This is a genomic window from Haloarchaeobius amylolyticus (assembly GCF_026616195.1).
Taxonomy (GTDB): Archaea; Halobacteriota; Halobacteria; order Halobacteriales; family Natrialbaceae; genus Haloarchaeobius; species Haloarchaeobius amylolyticus.
Map to the genome: position 1 here is coordinate 675,855 of NZ_JANHDH010000003.1, position 18,622 is coordinate 694,476.

The following is an 18,622-nucleotide window of genomic DNA, read 5'->3' on the forward strand; positions in this document are numbered from 1 at the left end:
GACGTAGAGGGGCGCATGACGACCGAGACTGCCACCTTCGGCGGTGGCTGCTTCTGGTGTATCGAGGCGGCGATGAAGGAACTCGACGGCGTCGAGTCCGTCACCTCCGGCTACGCCGGCGGCCACGTCGAGAACCCAACCTACGAGCAGGTCTGCTCGGGCGACACCGGCCACGCCGAGGTCGTCCAGGTCGAGTACGACACAGCCGTCCTCGGCTACGAGGACCTGCTCAAGGTCTTCTTCACCGTCCACGACCCGACCCAGCTGAACCGGCAGGGACCCGACGTGGGCACCCAGTACCGGTCGGCCATCTTCACCCACGACGACGACCAGCAGGAACTCGCCGAGGCGTTCATCGCCGAACTCGAAGCCGAGAACGCCTACGACGACGACATCGTCACCGAGGTAGAGCCACTGGAGACGTTCTACGAGGCGGAGGCGTACCACCAGGACTACTACGAGAAGAACCCGAACGACACCTACTGTACCTTCCACGCGCAGCCGAAGATCGAGAAGGTCCGCGAGAAGTTCGCGTCGAAGCCGTAGCGCGGCCGGGTCGCCCTCGTTCCGGTCGACGGTTCTGGAACCGTCACTGTAAAATCGCGTGACAGCTAGGCTTCTCGTTCATAAGTGTCGCTGGATTGAATGTCGCACATGAGCACCATCGTCGAAGCGGTCGTTCCGGCGGAGGAGTTCGCGCTCGCCGAGGCGATGCGCCGGGTGTCGGACGTACACTTCGAGTTCGTGCGTTTCGCCGCCCAGCGGACCGACGGTATCCTCCCGTACCTCTGGGCGGAGGGGGCACCGGGAGACACGCTCCCCCGGACCGTCGCGTCGGACGAGACGACGACGGACGTCTCCGTCCTCGCGGCACTCGAGGACGGCTACCTGCTGGACGTGGACTGGCACGCGAGCGCCCGCATCGTCGCGTCGGTCCTGCTCGAGGAGGGTGCGACAATCGTGGACGCCGTCGCCCGGGACGGTGTCTGGCGGTTCCGGCTGCTCTTTCCGGGCCGGGACGCCGTCTCGCGAACCTACGACAGGTGCGAGGAGAACGACATCGACCTCGAGATACGACGGCTCTCGGAACTCACGGACTCCTTCCAGCGGGGGCTGTTCGGGCTCACCGAAGAACAGTACGAGACCATCTCGAACGCCCACGACGAGGGCTACTACGAGATTCCGCGCGAGTCCGACCTGACGGAACTCGCGAACGAGAGCGAGGTCTCCCATCAGGCGCTCTCGGAACGGCTCCGCCGCGGGCACGAACGCCTGATAGCCAACGCGCTGTTCACCGAGAGCTGAGGGCGGTCAGTCGCCCGCGGCGACCGCCTCGTCGGCGGAGGCGCTCGTCTGGTCGTCGTCTTCGCTCTCGTCCGTGGTCGACGAGCTACCACTGTTGCGCCGGCGGCGGGCGAGTGCGGCCGCGCCGATGGCCGTTCCGACCCCGAGCGCGGTCTTCTTCCCGAGCGACCGGCCGGCAGCGTCGTCGGTCGTCGTGCCGCCCAGTTCTTCGGCGTCGTCCTCGTCGGCCGTGTCCTCGTCGGTCCCGGCCTCGGCCTCGTCGTCGGTCACGGCGCCAGTCTCCGACTCGGCCTCAGCCTCGGTCTCGTCTTCGCCTTCGGACCGGCGATTCCGCCGTCGTCGCAGTACGATGGCACCTGCGAGTGCAGCGATTCCGACGAGGAGCCGCCGGCCACGGGAGCGGCCGCTGGACGCCTCGGTGTCGTCCTGCGCCGTCTCCGACGCCGTCGAGTCCTCGTCTGTCGTCGTGACCGTCTCGCCCTCGGACTCGCGTTCGTCCAGTGCCTCGTGGACGGCCTCCTTCACGGGTCGTTCGAGTGCTGCGCCAAGTATCGCTGTGAGCGGCGATCGCTCGCCGTCGGTCGGTGTGTTCGACATGCATCCCTGCTAGCGCCTTCCCACCCGAGAACCTCCGCCTTGCCTGTGCGCGCCCTTTTCAATCCCTGCCCGCTCGCTCGGCCTCTCGCCGGACCTCGCGGTCCCAGTCCGCCAGGAGGCCGTACTCCCGCATCGTCGCCAGTCCGGCGACCGCCGCCCGGAGTTCGATTCCCACGAGCGGGATGTCGGCGACGCTGACGAGCACGTCGGCCTGCACGAGGACGCCCTCCGCGAGCAACACGTCGACGAGGTCCACGAGGGCGTCGTCGGGATCCCGGGTCGGCTTCACTGGTCCTCCTCGAACGACGGCGTGAACGAGTACGGCGGCCACGGCCCGGTGTACCGGACCGTGACGCCCGGCCGCGCGGCGACCTCGTCCAGTCTGTCGCCGATGGCCTCCTCGTGCTCGGGCGCGGCGAGGACGGTCAGGCTCTCCGACACCGTCTCGTCGGCGGACTCGCCCGCCGCCTCGAGGCTCGAGACCGACTGCTCGACCGTGGTGATGGCGCGGGCTTGCGCGTCGAGGTCGGCTCGCAGGGCCGCCATCACCGACGACCGGTGGTCGGCCGTCGCCGCGGACAGGGCGCGCTCGTACTGCTTGTCGAGCAGGAACGCGGTGCCCTCCGACGCCCCGGCCCGCCGGTCCGCGAGCGCGGCCAGTTCGTCGTCGTCGGCCGCGACCCGGTCGGCGAGGCGTGTCTCGTCCCAGCGGACCTCTATCCGGTACTCCCACGCCCCGGCGACCCGGTCGAGCGCGTCCCGGAGCCGGGCGCCGTTGTCGTGCATCCACGTCGCGACCCGGGCGTCGTCACCGCGGACCACGGTGTCGAACCGGAACGGGAGGGGCGTCCCGAAGGCTTCCCCGGCCGCGTCGACGACCGACTGGTGTGCGAGGAGCCAGCAGCGGACCGTCCGCTCGTCGGTGGCGTCGTAGACCCCGTCGCATTCGTGGACGACGGCGGCGAGGTCGGTGGCGTCGCCAGGTCCGTAGCTCCCATCGGCCGCCACCAGCGAGACGGGTTCCCCATCGACGCCCTCGGTCTCTAACGTGGGTTCGTCGGGGGCCGGCGCGCCGCCCTCCCTGTCGACGATACAGTACACGTACCGGCCGTCGTCGACCGATTCACTCACGCTCGGCCACCCCGGTTCCCGGCTGGTCGGCCATCCCGGGATAGCCGTCCTCGGGGGCGGCGGTCCGGACCGCGTCCGAGACCAGCCCGTCGAGTTGCGCCCGGAGGTCGTCGACCGCGTCCTCGACGCCCTCGCGCTCTTTCATGTCGGCCACCTCGGCCTCCAGGGTCGCGAGTTGCGAGCCGAGGCGTTCGATCTCGGCGTCCGAGAGGTTCCCCGACTCCATCCGGCGGATGGCCTCGCGTTCCAGGGCCTCGACCAGCAGTTCGACCACGGCGACGACGACCGCGACCAGGCCGTTCGAGGCCTCCGAGCCGCCGACGTCAATCGTCGTCATCGGTCACCTCCGGCTGTTCCGGTTCTGCTGACTCGGCCGGTGGCTCTCGCTCCGCCGGTTCCTGCGACGACTCCGTCTCGTCCGGGTTGCCCGCGAGCTCCGGATGGGGCGGCCGCCGCCCCCGTGGCGACCGCCCCGGGACCTTCGCGGGGCCGACGGCAGCCGGGTCCAGTGCCTCCCGGTCGGCCGCGGCGTCGACCCGCCGCATGTCGGTCCCGGACGGGAACTCCAGGCCGTACTCCGCCGCGGTCTCGAACGACGCCACCGCGGCCCGCAGCCGGATACCGAGGAGTTCCGTGTCGCCCACGGAGACGGCGATGTCCGCGTTGATGACGACCCCCTTGTCGAGGAGGAGTTCGACCACGTCCGCGAGGTCGTTCGTCGACCGGGTCGGGCCGGCGTCACTCATCGGTCCCTCCGGTCGCCTCGTCGAAGCGCCCGCCGTAGATGCGCTTGCGGTTCGGGGCGGTCGAGCAGCGCGTCTCCTCCGGGACCGTCGAGTGGCGGAGCGCCCCGCCCGACGACCCGGGCATCGTGGAGACGGCCGTGGGATTGCGGGAGCTGTCGGTGCTGCCGTGTCGGCTCTCCGCTGTCTCCTGGTTCTCCTCGAACTTCTCGCGGAGGCGGACGTGCGCCTCGAGGATGGACGCCCGGAACTCGCCGACCGCGTCCGCCACCTCGGACTGCACCGCGTTCTCCACCGATTCGGCGTCGGCGTCGAGGACTCCGCCCCCCGCGTCGATACCGCCGACGTCGAGGCCGCCGTCGTCTCCCTCGTCGCTTGCCTCGTCCGCCTCGTCGGCTCCGACGAGTTCCGACACCGCCTCGTCGAGTTCTCGCTGTTGCCGCCAGAACGCCCGCACGTCGGCCGCCTCCCACACGTCAGAGAGGTCGAGCAGGCGAGCCAGCGCCCGGAGCCGGACCGCGTCGCCCGGGTCACCGTCGCCGACCGCATCCGGCAGTTCGTCCAGGTCGACCACGTCCGGGGCGGTCTCGGGGAGCGCGTCCCAGTCGACCGCCGAGAGCACGCCGGTCACGTCGACCGTCTCGAGTACGTCCTCGGCCTCGTCGGCCACCTCGACGAGGTCGTCGACGGGGTCGACCATCTCGGTCGGCAGGGCGTCGCTCTCGTCCTCGCCGCCGTCAGAACCCTCGCGTCCGTCCTCGTCCGACCCGAGGTCGTCGACGGCGTCCTCGGCGCGCGAGAAGAGCTCGTCGACCGGGGCCGGCAGGGCGGGCGTCATCGGCGGCCCCCACTCATCCCTTCACCTCCACGCGGTCGCCGAGCTGTTCGCGCGCCTCCTTCGCCAGCGCCAGTTCCGCCTCCAGTTCCTCCCGGCGGGCCTCGTACTCGGCCGTCGACCGCTGCCCGAGTTCGTACAGCAGCTGGTTCTCCTTGATGTCGTCCCGGATGGCGTCGACGTCGTAGAGCTCCTCGAGCGCCATGTCGTGCAGGACGCCGACGAGGGAGACGAACGGCCGGACGAGAAGGTCGTCCACGAGCAACATCGCGGGTCACCGCTGGGCCCCGATCTGGATGTCGACGAAGTTGTAGGGTGCCCACGGCCCGGTGTACTGGACGAGCAGCGACTCGTGGCGGTCCTCGATGCGGTCGACGGCATCGTCGAAGGCGGGGCGCTCCTCGCGCTCGACGAGGTACGAGCGATTGAGGACCAGCCGGTCGCTGAAGCGGTCGCCCTCGGTGCGCTCGACGTGGTGGTCGGCGAGTTCGGACGCGACCGACTCGCGGACCGCCTGCTGGTCGAGGGACTGTGCCTCCTCCTCGACCAGTTTCAGGCCGACCTCCACGCGGCCCTCGACCGACCGGAGTGCCCTGGTGAACGCCGGGCGGGCGCTCCGGAGGACGTTGCTGACGGCGGGGTCGCTCTCGAACACCATCCCGAAGCGCATCGGGACGACGGCGTGTCCGTCCCCGACCGTCATGACCGCCCGCAACACCTCGTCGTGGCGGCGGGAGTTCTCGTCGGAATCGTCCGGCTCGAGCGTGTCGATCTCGCTCACGACCGCCGCGAGCGGGCCCTGCTGTAGCAGCTCCACGGGGCCGCCGCCGTCGACGGCGTCGACGCCGTCCAGCGTCTCGGTGAGTGTGGCTTCGTCGTCACCGAACTCGCCGGCATCGACGACGCCGTAGGTGTAGCGTTTGCTCATCGTCGGTGACCCCACGTTCGCTGGAGACGTCCCTAACGCCAGTGCTGGCGCCCGCAAGTGACTCAAGTACCCGAGGGCGTGGCCACGGGGCCATAGCCGGCGCGACCGCCGCGCCTGCAAGCACTATCGCCATCTATGCCGTGGGCGAAGCCAAGAGTACAATGGCACGACCAGACTCTTCCAGTCTCGCCGAGGTACTCGACCGCATCCTTGACAAGGGCATCGTCGTCGACGTCTGGGCCCGCATCTCGGTCGTCGGTATCGAGATACTGACAGTCGAGGCCAGGGTCGTCGCGGCCTCGGTCGACACGTTCCTCCACTACGCCGAGAGCATCTCCAAGGTCGAACAGGCGACACAGTCCGGTGACCTCGAGGACATGCAGGACATCGACATCGAGAAGCCGACCCGCCCGAACGAGTACGAGAACGCACCCACCCCGAACTGAGGTCTCCAGATGCCACAACTGGACGACCCAGAGCGCTGTCGGGCCTACACGCGAGACGACGAACGGTGCGAACGAACAGCCGGCGACGGTGATTACTGTTACCAGCACGACTCGGACGACCCGACGGTCGGGACGGACGGGCCGACTGGCGAGCAGCGACCCGACGCGTCGACCGCCGGAGAGGGCCCACTCGGGGGCGCCGATTCGGTGGTCGACGTCAGGCGGGCCGTCGTCGCCACCGCGGAGGGACTCGTCGGCAACGAGTGCGACAGCGTCATCGAGGTGATGAACACCGGCGACGGCTGGCTGGCGACCATCGAGGTCGTCGAACGCCACGCCGTCCCGGACACGCAGGATATCCTCGGGCGGTACGAGATCACGCTCGACGACACGAGGAGCGTGACGGGGTACGAGCGCATCGGGCGCTACCGTCGGAGCGACACCGACCCCTTCGAGTGACCGAGAACCCCTGACCCGCCTCGGGCCGGCGACCGTCAGTCGTCGGCCTCCGCGTCTTCTTCCGTCTCCGAGTCGCTGACCGACCGGCCCCCGGCCGCCCCGTCCTCGGTGGCGGACGCGACCGGGAGCGTCATCCGGACGTGCGCCCCGTCGTCGTTCCAGATGTCGAGTTCGCCGCCGGACCTGGCGACGAGCCAGTGCACGAACCAGAGGCCGAGGCCGTTCGAGTGCTCCAGTGGCGTCTCCTCCATCGACTCCAGCACCGCGACCTCGGCCTCGGGGATGCCCGGGCCGTCGTCGCTGACCGTGACGGCGACGTGGGCGTCGTCGACCTGTTCGATCGCGACCCGGACCGTCGGCGACCCGGACTCCGAGTGGGTGACCGCGTTGTCCAGCACCTGGTCGAGTGCGAGTCGGAACCGGACGTGGGTCGACACCGGCGGGACCGCCTCGCCGTCGACGACGACCGTCGCGGACGGGTGCTGTTCCCGGGCGGCCGCGGCGGCCTTCTCGACCAGTTCGTCGACCTCGACCGTGACCCGCCCGGACCGCTCGAAGGCCTGCTCGATGTCGCGCGCCTGCTTGCTCACCTCGTCGAGGTGGTCGATGGCGTGACGGATGGTCTCGACGTCGTCCGGGCGGACCTCGTCACGCTCCTCGATGAGGTCGAGCACGCCCCCGATGATGGTGAGGTTCGTCCGCAGGTCGTGGCGCAGCACGCGGTTCAGGACGCTCACGCGCTCTGCCTGGTTCTGGAGGGCGCGCTGGCGCTCCTTCTGGGCCGTGATGTCCGTGAACGAGATGACGACCTCCGACCCCGCCGAGATGTCGACCGGGGCGGCGTTGACCAGCAGCCACTGGCGCTCGCCCGACGGCCGCGTCACGATGCGGACCTCGTTGAACACCGGCTCGCCGGTCCGCCTGACCGAGGGGAACAGGAGGTCCTCCTGTGCGATGGGTTCGCCGTCCTCGTCGGTCACCAGCCACGACTGCGTCTCGTACGCCTCCGTGATGCTGCCGTCCGGGTCGATGCCGAGCATCTCGCGGCTCCGGCGGTTCTCCCGTATCACGTACCCGTCCGGGCCGACGACGATGATGCCGACCGGACTCGTCGCCAGGATGCGGTCGAGGCGGTTGCGCTCGGCCTCGAGGTCGTCCTGTGCGAGGCGGCGCTGGAGGACGACCCCGAGGTGCGTCGAGATGGACCGGAGCAGTTTGAGGAACCGTTCGTCGCGGTCGGTCCGCCTGTCCGTCATGAACACGAGGACGGCGACCGGGCGCTCGTCCTCGCCGAGGATGGGGATGCCGACCGCGGACGCCAGCTCGCCGGCCGCGGCCAGTCTCGACCGCAGGAAGGGTCGCTCCCCCTCGGTGGAGAGGTCGACCAGCCATTCCGGCTCGCGAGCGGTCCAGACCCGCCCGGGGAGTCCCTCACCGCGTTCGAACTCGACGGTCTCGCTTCGCTCCCCGAACGCGGTGGCCGCCTCGGTCGCCCCGTACCACGAATCGGCCAGCGAGAGGGTGTCGTCGGTCGCGACCCACGCCTCCCCGTACACCATGTCCGTCGTCTCGACGACGCGCTCTATCGTCTGCTCGAGGGCGTTCTCGAAGGTGGTGGCCTGCGCCGCCGCCTGAATCGTCTCCAGCAGGAGTTCGCGCTCGCGGGTCGCGAGCACCTGCTCGGTGATATCGATGCCCTCCGCGACGATAGAGAGGACCGTCCCGTCGTCGTCGACGACCGGCCGGAGCGAGCAATCGAGGTAGATGAGTTCGTCGTCGCTGCCCCGGTTGGTCGCCTTGAAGCGAACGAACTCGCCGGCCGCGGCACGCTCGACCGCCCGCGTGACCCGCTCCTGTTCCGGCTCGGAGTGCTGCCACCACGGCAGCGTCGAGAACCGTCTCCCGGTGACCTCGCGCCGGGCCACGTCCACGAACTCGAGGGCCCGTTCGTTCACGTCGATGAGTTCGCCTTCCGGGGAGAGCAGGCCCATGAACGCCACGGGGTCGTCGAACACCGCCTCGAACCGACGGTGGTTCCGCCGCAACTGCTCCAGCCGGCGTTCCCGCCCACGGACGTCCCGGCCGATGCCGCAGATACCCGCGAACTCGCCCTCGACGACCAGTGGGGCGCCCGTGAACTCGTAGGGGACCTCGCGGCCGTCGGCGCGTTCCAGGGTCGCTCTGATGGTCACGGTCCGTCCGTCACGGACCCGGTCGAGCCCGTCCTCGATGCGAACCGCGTCGCTCTCGGTCACGAGGTCCGTGACGTGTCTCCCGGCGAGTTCGGCGTCGTCGTAGCCGGTCACCCGGTTCGCCTGCTCGTTCCAGTAGGACAGGGTCCCGTCCTCCTCGAGCACGTAGAACAGGTCCGAGACGGCGTCGAGGGCCGTGCGGGTGAACGTCTGCTCCTCCCGGAGTCTGGCCTCGTACCGGCGTGCCCGCGCCAGCAGGCGGAGCCGGTTCACCAGCAGCGCCAGCGGCCCGTCGGCCGGGAAGAACTCGACGGTGCTGTCGTCCTCGACGCGCTCGACGACCTCGCCGGTCAGCCCCTCGACGACGACCAGCAGGTTCGGGCCCGTATGGGAGCGGGCGAACGCCGTCAGTTCGTCGGGGGCCCGCTCGAAGTCGGCCCAGTCGACGACGAGGCAGTCGAACTCCGTGCCCCCTGCGAGTTCGTCGAGAGCCTCGTCGAGCGATGCCGCCCGCGTCAGCCGCACGTCCCACTCGTGGTCGGCGGCAGCGAGTGCCTCGCCCAGCCCGGAATCAGTGACCGTCAGTACGGACGCAGGAACAGCGTCGGGGTCGCCGGGGGAACGGGGTATCATGGGGCGACGGTCTGTTGGCCCCGACTTCCCCCTCGACCTACTTACCCGTTTCCGTCAGATATCAGCCAGCGGATGTGCCTTGGCGTCGTCGAGGCGTTCGAACTGCTCCTCGGTGAGGTCGATGCGGGCCGCGCCGAGGTTCTCCTCCAGCTGGTCGACCGTCCGGGCGCCGATGAGCGGGACCGACACCTGGTCGTGGTGCATGAGCCACGAGAGCGCGACCTGCGCGGGCGAGGCGTCGACCTCGTCGGCGACGGCCCGGACCTCGTCGAGCACCTGGAAGTTCTCCTCCGTGAGGTAGCCCTCGCGGAAACGGTCCTCGGCGGCGACCTTGGAGTCCTCGGGGTTCTGGTCGTCGCGGGTGTACTTCCCGGTCAGGAAGCCCTGCCCGAGCGGGCTCCACGGACAGATGCCGAGGTCGTAGTCCGCGCACATGTCGAGGTAGTTCGCCTCTATCTCGCGGTCGACGAGGTTGTACCGCGGCTGGGTCACGGTGAACGGCTCGTAGCCGCGGCGCTCGGCCAGCTCGTTCGCCTTCGCGACCTTCCAGGCGTTCGGGTACATCGTCGACGCGCCGAGGTAGTTGACCTTGCCCGCGTCGACGAACTCGTTCAGGGTTCGCATGAACTCCTCGGCGGGCGTGTCGTCGTCCCACCGGTGGATGTACAGCAGGTCGATGTAGTCGGTGCCGAGCCGGTCGAGCATGAGGTCGATCTGGCGTCGGAGGTGCTTTCGCGAGAGGCCGCGACCGTTCGGGTCCTCCTCGCGTGTCGGCCAGAATATCTTCGAGGCGATGACGTAGTCCTCGCGGTCGTGGTCGGCGAGCCAGTTGCCGATCCACGTCTCGGACTTGCCGCCGCCGTAGACGTCGGCGGTGTCGATGAACCGCCCGCCGTGTTCGGCGTAGGCGTCCAGCAGGTCGTAGGCGCGGTCCTCGCCGATCTCGATGCCCTCTTCGGTCTCGCGGCCGAACCGCCAGGTCCCGAACGCGAGTTCGCTCACCATCGTCCCGGTGCGACCGAGGGGAACGTAGTCGAGTTCCATGTCCGGTCGTTCCGCGCCCGAGTATTTAAAGACAGAACTCTCGGCAGGGGATTCCGTTTCGTCGGGTGGCTGCCCGGTAAGTGTCTGGGAGCTGGAATCACAAGGAAGATAACACCGCGTCCAGTACGGTCGACCGACCGCGACGGTCCCCGACCCCCTCCCCGAACGCACCACCATGCTAGCCCTCCACATCTCCCACTCGACCAGCCTGTAGCATCATGTCGGACAGAACCAGCCTCTCCGTCGACACCCCCGACTCGTTCCGCGGCGCCGTACTCCTGCTCCTCGTCGGCCTCGCCGTGACCGGCTTCGGCGCGTACGACTACGTCCAGCAGGGGCAGGCCCTCGAGAACGCCGTCACCGTCGAGGCCGAGGTAACCGAGGTCGACGTCGAGACGAGCAGCGGCGGCAAGAGCGCCGGCGTCGACTACGTCCCCGCCGCGACGTTCACCTACACCTACGAGGGAACGAACTACACGAGCGACGAGGTCTTCCCCTCCGAGTCGACCCCGAACTACGACACGGAATCGGCAGCACGGGACGTCCTCGACGGGTACGAGACCGGCGACACGGTCACCGCCTACGTCCCGCCGGGCGACCCCGGTGACGCCTTCCTGAAGGACCAGAAGTCGAACAGCCCGCTCCTGTTCACCGGCATCGGCCTGTTCTTCGTCCTCATCGGCGGCTGGTCGACCGTGCAGAACTACGGCCCCTGACGGGGCAACGCGCTCGACCCGTCAGTGCGTGACGCCGCGGACCATCGTCAGCACGTTCTCCGCCTCCTGTTGCAACTGGGCGGGGTAGCCCCCGAAGAGGACGACGATGTCCTTCTCGTGGGGGACCGTCCCGAGGTCGAGGGTGACGTCGAACTGGGTGCTGGCGAGTTCGGCGACGCCGGCGAAGGTCGCGAGTTCGTGGGCGCCGCCGAGCACGTCGACCTGCTGTGTCCCGAGCTGTTCCTCGACGCGGAGCGACCCGTAGGTGTCCTGTGCGCGCTTGGCCAGCTCCTCCTTCTTCACCTCCGCGATGGGGTTGAGCGTCCGCCCCAGCACCTCGAACTTCGGCGTCGAGAGCGTCGCGAACACCGCACCCGGCTGCTCGCCCACGCCCGGGATGTCGACCATCCGCTGGTAGGTGCTGATGTAGTTCGTCAGGGTGACCGTCTTCTCGGTGTCCCGGATCTCGAACGTCTGCGAGATGGTGTTCGCCGTCGTCTCGAGGTGCCGGTAACTCGTCTCGTCGAGGGCCGCCTGTCCGACCTCGGCCGCCGAGGCCTCGAAGGACTGGTCGCCGCCGAGGAGTGTGTCCAGACAGCCACTCGTCGCCGCCAGCCCACCCGTGGTCGCGGCGAGAAAGCCGCGTCGTGAGAATCGCATGGCTACTATCAGCCAGACGAGTACAAAGCGTTTCTGACCGCGAGCCTGCTCAGACCGTCGCCGTCTCGTCGCCCGCGATGGCCCGCGAGAGTAGCGGGCGCATCATGCTGACGAGGGGCGCGTCGTCGCTGTCGGTCCAGACCGCCCGGTGGGTCCGGACGCCCGGCAGGTCGGTCGGCGCGTCCGAACTCACGAGCAGCGCGTGCCCGTCGACCATCAGCACGCTGCTCATCGCGCCGGGGCGGATGGGGTGGGACTCCCACCACGTCCACGTCTCGACCACGCGCGCCTCCGGTGCCGACGATGCGACCGCGTCACGGATCGCCTCCGCGGGCGAGCCGACCGTCACCGAGACGCCGCGGTCGGCGGCCGCCGCGAGTTCGTCGCGGAGCGCGTCGGTGAGCAGGTCCTCGACGGCCACCGCGAGCATGACCTCCGAGTCGGCGTCGGCCACGAGCCGCGCCATGCGCTCGCCGACCTCGGCGTCGCCCTCCGTCACCCATATCTCGCCGCCCTTCTCCTCGCGGGCGTCGGTCCCGAGCTGGGGGAGGATCTCGCCGAGCCGGTCCAGTTTCTCGTCGACCTGTCGCTCGATGGTGTCGACCGCCTCGTCCGGGCCGGTGCCGCGGTAGCGCCGGGGCTTGGACTGCTGGGCGTCGGCGAGGCCGCGCTCTTGCAGCGAGTCCATGCAGTCGTAGACGCGGGCCTGCGGGACCCCGGCCACCTCGCTCACCTCCTTGGCTGTGCCCTGCCCGATGCGACAGAGGGCGGTGAAACACTTCGCCTCGTACTCGGTGAGTTCGAAGGCCTTGAGCAGGTCGACGGCTTCGGTCGCGAGTTCCTCGGGTGTATCGGTCTGGCTGGTGGTCATGGCTCGGTGGGTTGGATAGCCGGGGCTTGGGAAGGGACTTCTATAATCGTTTCTCCGCGGGGACTCGCGGCGTACTCGGGTGTGAACGACGCGTCGCGTCGCTCGTCGGGGTACGGAAACGTGCAGGGGGAGACGCGTGACGGGTGCATGGAAGTGGGGTTGGGGTGGATGACAGGGGGTCGGGGGCGTGACACGCGTCTCGGGGGCTTCGGGATGGGTGGTCGTCCGGGAGCCGCGTCCTCAGGCGGTCGCCTGGGACGGGCTCTCCTCGTTGGCGCGCAGCAGCTCCTTGTAGCGGTTGCGGATGGTCACCTCGCTGACCTCCGCGGCCTCGCCGACCTCCTTCTGGGTCAGTTTCTCGTTGGCCAGCAGGGAGGCGGCGTAGATGGCCGCGGCGGCGAGGCCGACCGGCGACTTGCCGCTGTGGACGCTCTGGCGCTTGCCGGACTCGATGAGCTCGTGGGCGAGGGTCTTGACCTCGTGGGAGACCTCGAGTTCGGAGCAGAACCGGGGCAGGTACTCCGCCGGGTCCGCGGGCTCGACCGCGAGGCCGAGTTCGCGCCCGATGTAGCGGTACGCCCGGGCGAACTCCCGGCGGTCGACGCGGCTCACGGGGGCGAACTCGTCGAGGCTCCGCGGGACGTTGCTCTGCCGGGCGGCCGCGTACAGTGACGCGGTCGCCATCGCCTCGATGGACCGGCCGGGGAGCAGGTCCTCCTCGAGGGCGCGGCGGTAGATGACCGAGGCGGTCTCCTGGACGTTGTCGGGCAGGTCCAGCGCGCTGGCCATCCGGGTGATCTCGCCGAGGGCCTGCTTGAGGTTGCGGTCGCGGGCACTGGTGGCGCGGAAGCGCTCGTCCCAGGTGCGCAGGCGCTGCATCTTCTGGCGCTTGCGCGCGGAGAGCTGGCTCCCGTAGGCGTCCTTGTTCTGCCAGTCGATGACCGAGGAGAGCCCCTTGTCGTGGAGCAGTCCGGTCGTCGGCGCGCCGACGCGGGACTTCTTGTCCTTCTCGGCCTTGTCGAACGCGCGCCACTCCGGGCCGCGGTCGACGTTGTCCTCGGCGAGGACGAGGCCGCACTCGTTACAGACAGTCTCGCCGTGTTCCTCGTCGGTGATGCTGTCGGCACCACATTCGGGACAGGTCGCCTCCTCGCGTTCGTCGGCGGTGGACTCGTCCGTCTCTGTTCGGGTGCCGCCCGACTGGTAGGTGGTCGGGCGACCGTCGGCCGTCTTGACCGTCTGGTTTGCTCCGTTCATTGTGATCCTCCGAGCGGGGGTCGCTCGGCCTTTCGCATCTACACCTATGGCGTTGACTATCTTAATAGTTTCCCCTACTGTACTACGATAGTAGAAAACAGTGTATCGCTAGCCAGCGGCGCTCTGGACGCCGAAATCGCCCCTCGACGACTCGAGGAGCTGTAGGATTCTTCGAGTACCACCAGCCCAGTCGCGGACCGGACTTCGATGGTGTCGCCCGCGTTGTTCCAGATGGCGCGGTCGCTGCCCCAGTACAGCGTCGAGTCGGTGTCGGTGCCCTGCCCGCTCCGGAGCGTCAGCTCCTCGCCGGGCGCCAGCGTCACGCCCTCGGGAACCACGTACCGGTGGTCGGCCGCGTCCGAGACGGTGAACCCGGAGAGGTCGACGGTCGAATCGCCGACGTTCTGGAAGACGACGTACTCGCCGTTCGGGTTCTCGTTGTCGTTCCCCGGCGCGTCGGCCTGGATGGCGACGACCGCGAGCTCGACCGAGGTGCTCGCTCCACTGCCGCCGCCGAAGCCCCAGACCCCGACGCCCTGTTCGCTGGCCTCGGTCTGCAGCTCGTAGAAGTGCTCTTTCTTCGAGAAGGACGAGTCGTACACACGCGCGAGGCCACGGCGCAGCAGCTCCTCGTTGAGCATCGTCTCCTCGCCGTCCGGTCCGTCGTAGTAGACGTACGCGAGCAGGCGGCCGTAGTAGCCCCGCACGTCGGACTCGGGGTCGACGACGACCCGGACCGTCTCGCCCGCGAGGCGGTCCTTCACGAAGGTACTCGCGTTCTCGCCCCAGTTACGGAGCCAGTCACGGCCCGCGAGGCTGTCGGGGATGCCCGGGTACTCCTCGGGCTCGACGCCCTTGTGGACTTCCGGCGTGTCGACGCCGAGCAACCGGACCGTGTCCTCGGTCCCGTTCTGGTACCGGATCTCCAGGGTGTCGCCGTCGACGACCCGCGTCACGGTCGCGGTGGTGCCCTCCTGCTCGCCCGGGGGTGCGTCGCGGGCCGGCTCACCCGGCCAGGAGCCGAGACAGCCGGCGCTCACGAGCACCAGCGCGAGCACGACTGCGAGGCGGGCCTGTCGCATCTACAAATAGAGACGGGTCCAGGGCCTTTCCGCCTTGACCGGAACAGGTTAGGTATGCCCGAATATGAAAGGTCGACCGCGAGGGCGACGCCGGTCAGTCGTCGTCGGCGCCCATCCGGGCCGCGACCACGGCGTCGCGCTGGTCCTCGGTCGTCACCTCGCGCTCGCCGAAGAGCTTCACGACCACGTCGTAGGCGAACACGAGGGTCCCGACGATGAGGAGCGTGTCCCCGGGCAGGCGCGCCCAGAACAGCAACTGGACCAGCTCGCCGTTGTAGAACGCCAGGCTCCGGGCCGCGTCGTAGTTCGCGGTGAAGGCGGCCTCCAGCTGGAGGAAGCCGACGGGCAGCACCGAGACGAACACCATCAGCGCGAGCCCGACGTTCCACGTCCAGAAGGCGACCCTGAGCCGGCTTGCGTCCCAGTCCTTCGTCGCGATTCGGAGCATGTAGGTCGCCATCCCGAGCGCGAGGAAGCCGAACGCGCCGAACATGGCGGCGTGGGCGTGCCCGACCGTCAGGTAGGTCCCGTGTTCGTAGTAGTTCACGAGCGGGAGGTTGATGAAGAACCCGAGGACGCCGGCGCCCACGAAGTTCCACACCCCGCTGGCGATGATGAACATGAACGGGAGTCGGTACGGGAAGTCCTCGCCGCTGGCCGAGAGCGCCTGGTACTCGTTGAGCGCCTCGTAGAGGATGAACACCAGCGGGATGAGTTCGAGCGTCGAGAAGACGCTCCCGATGGGCACCCAGACGTCGGGCATCCCGATCCACCAGTAGTGGTGCGAGACGCCGATGACGCCGGTGCCCATCACGAGCAGGGCCTCCAGCATGACCGCCTTCTCGGCAGACTGTTTCTTCAGCAGGTTCATCGAGACGAGGGTGAGGCCGACGATGGCGACGATGAAGAACTCGAAGGCACCCTCGACCCACATGTGGACGACCCACCACCGCCAGAACTCCGTGACGGCGATGTTGGTCTGCGGGGTGAACATGAAGCCGGCGACGAACAGCAGGCCGATGGAGCCGCCGGCGTACAGTATCATGTGCGCGAGGCCGTACTTCGGCTCGCGGTCGAGCAGCGGCCGGAACCCGCGGGCGACGAGGACCGCCCACGCGCCGAAGCCGAGCAGCAGGCCGAACTGCCAGACCTTCCCGACCTCCAGGTACTCCAGGCCCTCGTTCCCGAGGAGCCACCAGAGGTCGCCCTGGAAGAACTCGTTCGCGCCGAGGTAGATACCCGTCAGGCCGCCGACGACCACGACCACGAGCGCGCCGAGCAGGCCGTAGACGTATCTGGACTGGTTCTTCGGCTCGTACCCCGTCAGCAGGGGCGCGAGGAACAGCCCGGCACCGAGCCACAGCGTCGCGATCCACAGCACGCCGAGGTCGATGTGCCAGGTCTTCGCCAGCGCGAACGGCAGCAACTCGATGACGGGGATGCCGAAGACCGACTCGATGCCGAAGAACGCGTGGCGCTCGACGTAGTAGTGCGCCAGCAGACCGCCGAGGAGGACCTGCCCGACGAACAGTAACGCGGCGACAGGGACGAACTTCAGCGCCGCCGACTGGCTGGGCAGCAGGTCGGCCTCGTCGGGGGCTGGCACGTCGATGCCCGCGGTCGAGGGCTCGGGCAGGTCGACCGACTTGTACAGCCAGACGCCGGCACCCGCCCCCGCGACGAGCAACACCATCGCGATGACGCTCCAGGTCATGGCGGCCGCGCCGGGGTCGTTCCCCGCGGCGGGCTGGTACGGCCAGTCGTTCGTGTAGGAGTGGTCGCTGGCCGGCCGGTCGGTGTGACTCATCCAGGCCGTCCACATCGCGAAGTCGGCGAACCGGCGCGCCTCCTCCTCGGAGGCGACCATGCCCTCGGGCACGCCGCGCTCGGCGCTGCCCTCGTGATATCGCTCGACGTAGACCTCACGCACCTGCTGGTGCGCGTACACCTCCGCGGCGGAGTAGTGGATGGTCTCGTCGACCGAGCCATCGTCGAGGTCGGTCTTCACCACGTCGCCGATGGCCGCCTGCTCGGCCGACGAGAGGTCGGCGTACGCCTCGCCGTGGCGCTCGCGGGCGTAGTACTCCCGCATGTACTGCACCTTCAGGTCCAGCGCGTCGGCGGTGTAGTCCACGCCGTAGTACGCGCCGTTCCCGAGGATCGACCCGTGATTCATCATCCCGTCCGACTGGAACACCGTCTTCCCGGTGCGGACCTGTTCGTCCGTCACGACCTGCTCGCCGTCCGGACCGACGACCTCCTTCGGGATGGGCGGCGCCTTCTCGGTGGAGTACCACGCGCCCACGCCCATCACGGCGAGGTTCACCACGAAGACGATGACCAGCAACTTCGCGAGCGTCTGTCGTCGTACCTTCATCTCGGTCGATGGTTCGACCGGGGCCCATAATGCGGTGCAGGCCAGGTATCGTGGCCTGAGAAGGAGACCGAACGTGTTCGCCCGCCGGTCGACGTCCGTCTCCTGCTCAGTCCCCTGACGTGCGCTGGGACTCCGGCAGCTCCTCGACGAACTCCTTGATGATGGTCTCCTCGGCGCGATGCAGGGTCTCGCTACAGGTCGACTTCGCGAGGTCCATCGCCTCCGCGAGGTCGGTCAGGGTACACTCCCGCGGCGTGTCGTAGTACCCGCGCTCGACCGCCTCGACGATGAGGGTCCGCTGGCGCGGCGTGAGCGCCGGGTCCGGTTCGACCTCCTGGCGCAACTCCTCGACCTCGTAGGGGATGCCGAACTCCTCCAGTTTGTCGGCCAGCTCGGAGAGGTGTGACTGCGGGGCGTTGATCTCCCACTTCGCCTGCCCGTCCTGGATGTCGAACGGCATCTCCAGCGGGATGCCGGAGCTCTTGATGGGCTGGAGCAGGAGCGGGGTCGTCGTCTCGAACTGTATCACGGCCGTCTCGCCGTGGTGCTGGAGGAGGTCCAGGTCGATGACCATGTCCGCGGTCCGGATGTCGCCGACGAGGTCCGGGAGCTGGCTGCTGGTGACCTCCGCGAGAGCGACCCCGTGGTCGCCCTTCGGGAGCGCGGCGAGGATGCGAAGACGGGCGTCTGGATACGCCCGGGACACCCGGCCGACCCACACGTGTTCCGGTACGGTGATGGTGAGAGTTGCGCGTGCCATCGTTCTCACCCGAACGTATTCGGGCCGGGCAGGAAACAGTGGCGACGAACATGTTCGGCTCCACGACGAAACCGGGACGAACACGTTCGGGAGAACCGTTTCGGGGTCCCGCGGGCACCGTCTATCCATGGCAGGAACGACGATCGACGTCCGCGAGTACGCCCCGAAGGACCGCCACGAGAAGATCTTCGACGCCTTCGACGACCTGGATTCGGGCGAGGCACTGACACTGGTCAACGACCACGACCCGCAGCCTCTGTACTACCAGTTGCAGGCCGAGCGCGACGACTTCGACGCCGACGGCTACGAACTCGACCAGGTGGCAGAGGACGAGTTCATCGCGACGCTACCGAAGCAGTAGACCAGCTGCCAACCCGGCGCAGCCCCCGACGTTTCTTCTGGCCGACCCCGACGACGGAGCGCCCAGTGGTCGCTGTCGGGGCGGCGTGGTCGGCGCGGTTCGAAGTGGGATGACGTGGGGTGTGAGAAGCGGGCAGTCGCGCGCGGTGAGGATGTGGGTGAGGAGTGGTGAGGAGAACCGATGGGTCCCATCGCCTCCTCGGCACGGAATCGTGGTCGTGGTGGT

At 68.8% G+C, this 18,622-nt stretch carries 22 protein-coding genes; 6 read left to right on the forward strand and 16 right to left on the reverse strand.

Annotated elements, in window-relative coordinates; translation table 11 throughout:
• Nucleotides 1–15 precede the first annotated feature (15 nt).
• Both msrA and NOV86_RS20910 read left to right on the forward strand, forming a co-directional pair.
• Nucleotides 16–546, forward strand: a complete 531-nt coding sequence (gene msrA, locus NOV86_RS20905; protein ID WP_267643765.1) for a peptide-methionine (S)-S-oxide reductase MsrA — start codon at nt 16–18, stop codon at nt 544–546.
• A gap of 108 nt (nt 547–654) precedes the next feature.
• Nucleotides 655–1,305, forward strand: coding sequence for a helix-turn-helix domain-containing protein (locus tag NOV86_RS20910; protein WP_267643766.1), 651 nt, complete (start codon nt 655–657; stop codon nt 1,303–1,305).
• 6 nt (nt 1,306–1,311) lie between these two features.
• Here NOV86_RS20910 and NOV86_RS20915 read toward each other — a convergent pair whose 3' ends face one another.
• From NOV86_RS20915 to NOV86_RS20950, 8 genes are read right to left on the reverse strand one after another with little or no spacing between them, the layout of a single operon-like run.
• Nucleotides 1,312–1,902, reverse strand: coding sequence for a hypothetical protein (locus tag NOV86_RS20915; RefSeq protein WP_267643767.1), 591 nt, complete (start codon nt 1,900–1,902; stop codon nt 1,312–1,314).
• 58 nt (nt 1,903–1,960) lie between these two features.
• Nucleotides 1,961–2,191 carry a gas vesicle protein GvpM gene (gene gvpM, locus NOV86_RS20920; protein WP_267643768.1) on the reverse strand — a complete coding sequence of 77 codons (231 nt, stop codon included), beginning with the start codon at nt 2,189–2,191 and terminating at the stop codon, nt 1,961–1,963.
• Nucleotides 2,188–3,033: a gas vesicle protein GvpL gene (gene gvpL, locus NOV86_RS20925; protein ID WP_267643769.1), complete on the reverse strand. Its 846-nt coding sequence runs from the start codon at nt 3,031–3,033 to the stop codon at nt 2,188–2,190. The genes gvpM and gvpL overlap by 4 nt, the downstream gene beginning before the upstream one ends.
• The gene (gene gvpK / locus NOV86_RS20930) at nt 3,026–3,370 is read right to left on the reverse strand and encodes a gas vesicle protein GvpK (RefSeq protein ID WP_267643770.1); all 345 of its coding nucleotides are present in this window, start codon (nt 3,368–3,370) and stop codon (nt 3,026–3,028) included. Before gvpK ends, gvpL begins: the two co-directional genes overlap by 8 nt.
• Nucleotides 3,357–3,779: a gas vesicle protein GvpJ gene (gvpJ, locus tag NOV86_RS23165; protein ID WP_303647870.1), complete on the reverse strand. Its 423-nt coding sequence runs from the start codon at nt 3,777–3,779 to the stop codon at nt 3,357–3,359. The genes gvpK and gvpJ overlap by 14 nt, the downstream gene beginning before the upstream one ends.
• Nucleotides 3,772–4,614 carry a hypothetical protein gene (locus NOV86_RS20940; protein ID WP_267643771.1) on the reverse strand — a complete coding sequence of 281 codons (843 nt, stop codon included), beginning with the start codon at nt 4,612–4,614 and terminating at the stop codon, nt 3,772–3,774. The genes gvpJ and NOV86_RS20940 overlap by 8 nt, the downstream gene beginning before the upstream one ends.
• A 13-nt stretch (nt 4,615–4,627) precedes the next feature.
• Nucleotides 4,628–4,879, reverse strand: a complete 252-nt coding sequence (gene gvpG / locus NOV86_RS20945) for a gas vesicle protein GvpG (protein ID WP_267643772.1) — start codon at nt 4,877–4,879, stop codon at nt 4,628–4,630.
• Between the two features lie 6 nt (nt 4,880–4,885).
• Nucleotides 4,886–5,539 carry a GvpL/GvpF family gas vesicle protein gene (locus NOV86_RS20950; protein WP_267643773.1) on the reverse strand — a complete coding sequence of 218 codons (654 nt, stop codon included), beginning with the start codon at nt 5,537–5,539 and terminating at the stop codon, nt 4,886–4,888.
• Nucleotides 5,540–5,700: 161 nt separating this feature from the next.
• Here NOV86_RS20950 and gvpA point away from each other — a divergent pair, with 161 nt between their 5' ends.
• Nucleotides 5,701–5,985: a gas vesicle protein GvpA gene (gene gvpA / locus NOV86_RS20955; protein ID WP_267643774.1), complete on the forward strand. Its 285-nt coding sequence runs from the start codon at nt 5,701–5,703 to the stop codon at nt 5,983–5,985.
• Between the two features lie 9 nt (nt 5,986–5,994).
• Nucleotides 5,995–6,444, forward strand: a complete 450-nt coding sequence (gene gvpO / locus NOV86_RS20960) for a gas vesicle protein GvpO, halophile-type (protein ID WP_267643775.1) — start codon at nt 5,995–5,997, stop codon at nt 6,442–6,444.
• A gap of 35 nt (nt 6,445–6,479) precedes the next feature.
• Here the strand turns inward: gvpO and NOV86_RS20965 are convergent, their stop codons facing one another.
• Nucleotides 6,480–9,269, reverse strand: coding sequence for a PAS domain-containing sensor histidine kinase (locus tag NOV86_RS20965; RefSeq protein WP_267643776.1), 2,790 nt, complete (start codon nt 9,267–9,269; stop codon nt 6,480–6,482).
• Between the two features lie 54 nt (nt 9,270–9,323).
• Nucleotides 9,324–10,313 carry an aldo/keto reductase gene (locus NOV86_RS20970; protein ID WP_267643777.1) on the reverse strand — a complete coding sequence of 330 codons (990 nt, stop codon included), beginning with the start codon at nt 10,311–10,313 and terminating at the stop codon, nt 9,324–9,326.
• A gap of 218 nt (nt 10,314–10,531) precedes the next feature.
• Here NOV86_RS20970 and NOV86_RS20975 point away from each other — a divergent pair, with 218 nt between their 5' ends.
• Nucleotides 10,532–11,029 carry a DUF3592 domain-containing protein gene (locus NOV86_RS20975; RefSeq protein WP_267643778.1) on the forward strand — a complete coding sequence of 166 codons (498 nt, stop codon included), beginning with the start codon at nt 10,532–10,534 and terminating at the stop codon, nt 11,027–11,029.
• Nucleotides 11,030–11,050: 21 nt separating this feature from the next.
• Here NOV86_RS20975 and NOV86_RS20980 read toward each other — a convergent pair whose 3' ends face one another.
• From NOV86_RS20980 to NOV86_RS21005, 6 genes are all read right to left on the reverse strand, one after another.
• Nucleotides 11,051–11,689, reverse strand: coding sequence for a DUF6517 family protein (locus NOV86_RS20980; protein ID WP_267643779.1), 639 nt, complete (start codon nt 11,687–11,689; stop codon nt 11,051–11,053).
• A gap of 49 nt (nt 11,690–11,738) precedes the next feature.
• Complete coding sequence (locus NOV86_RS20985; RefSeq protein WP_267643780.1) at nt 11,739–12,560, reverse strand: TrmB family transcriptional regulator; 822 nt, start codon at nt 12,558–12,560, stop codon at nt 11,739–11,741.
• A 240-nt stretch (nt 12,561–12,800) separates the two neighbouring features.
• A complete protein-coding gene (locus NOV86_RS20990) occupies nt 12,801–13,817 on the reverse strand; it encodes a transcription initiation factor IIB (protein WP_267643781.1) in 1,017 nt (338 codons plus the stop codon).
• Between the two features lie 74 nt (nt 13,818–13,891).
• Nucleotides 13,892–14,899: a thermonuclease family protein gene (locus tag NOV86_RS20995; protein WP_267643782.1), complete on the reverse strand. Its 1,008-nt coding sequence runs from the start codon at nt 14,897–14,899 to the stop codon at nt 13,892–13,894.
• Nucleotides 14,900–14,993: 94 nt separating this feature from the next.
• The gene (locus NOV86_RS21000) at nt 14,994–17,276 is read right to left on the reverse strand and encodes a nitric-oxide reductase large subunit (RefSeq protein WP_267643783.1); all 2,283 of its coding nucleotides are present in this window, start codon (nt 17,274–17,276) and stop codon (nt 14,994–14,996) included.
• Between the two features lie 106 nt (nt 17,277–17,382).
• The gene (locus NOV86_RS21005) at nt 17,383–18,036 is read right to left on the reverse strand and encodes a helix-turn-helix domain-containing protein (protein ID WP_267643784.1); all 654 of its coding nucleotides are present in this window, start codon (nt 18,034–18,036) and stop codon (nt 17,383–17,385) included.
• A gap of 127 nt (nt 18,037–18,163) precedes the next feature.
• On the opposite strand from NOV86_RS21005, the gene NOV86_RS21010 reads away from it, so the two are divergent.
• Entirely contained in the window at nt 18,164–18,397 is a 234-nt protein-coding gene (locus tag NOV86_RS21010; protein ID WP_267643785.1) for a DUF2249 domain-containing protein, read from the forward strand.
• Nucleotides 18,398–18,622 lie beyond the last annotated feature (225 nt).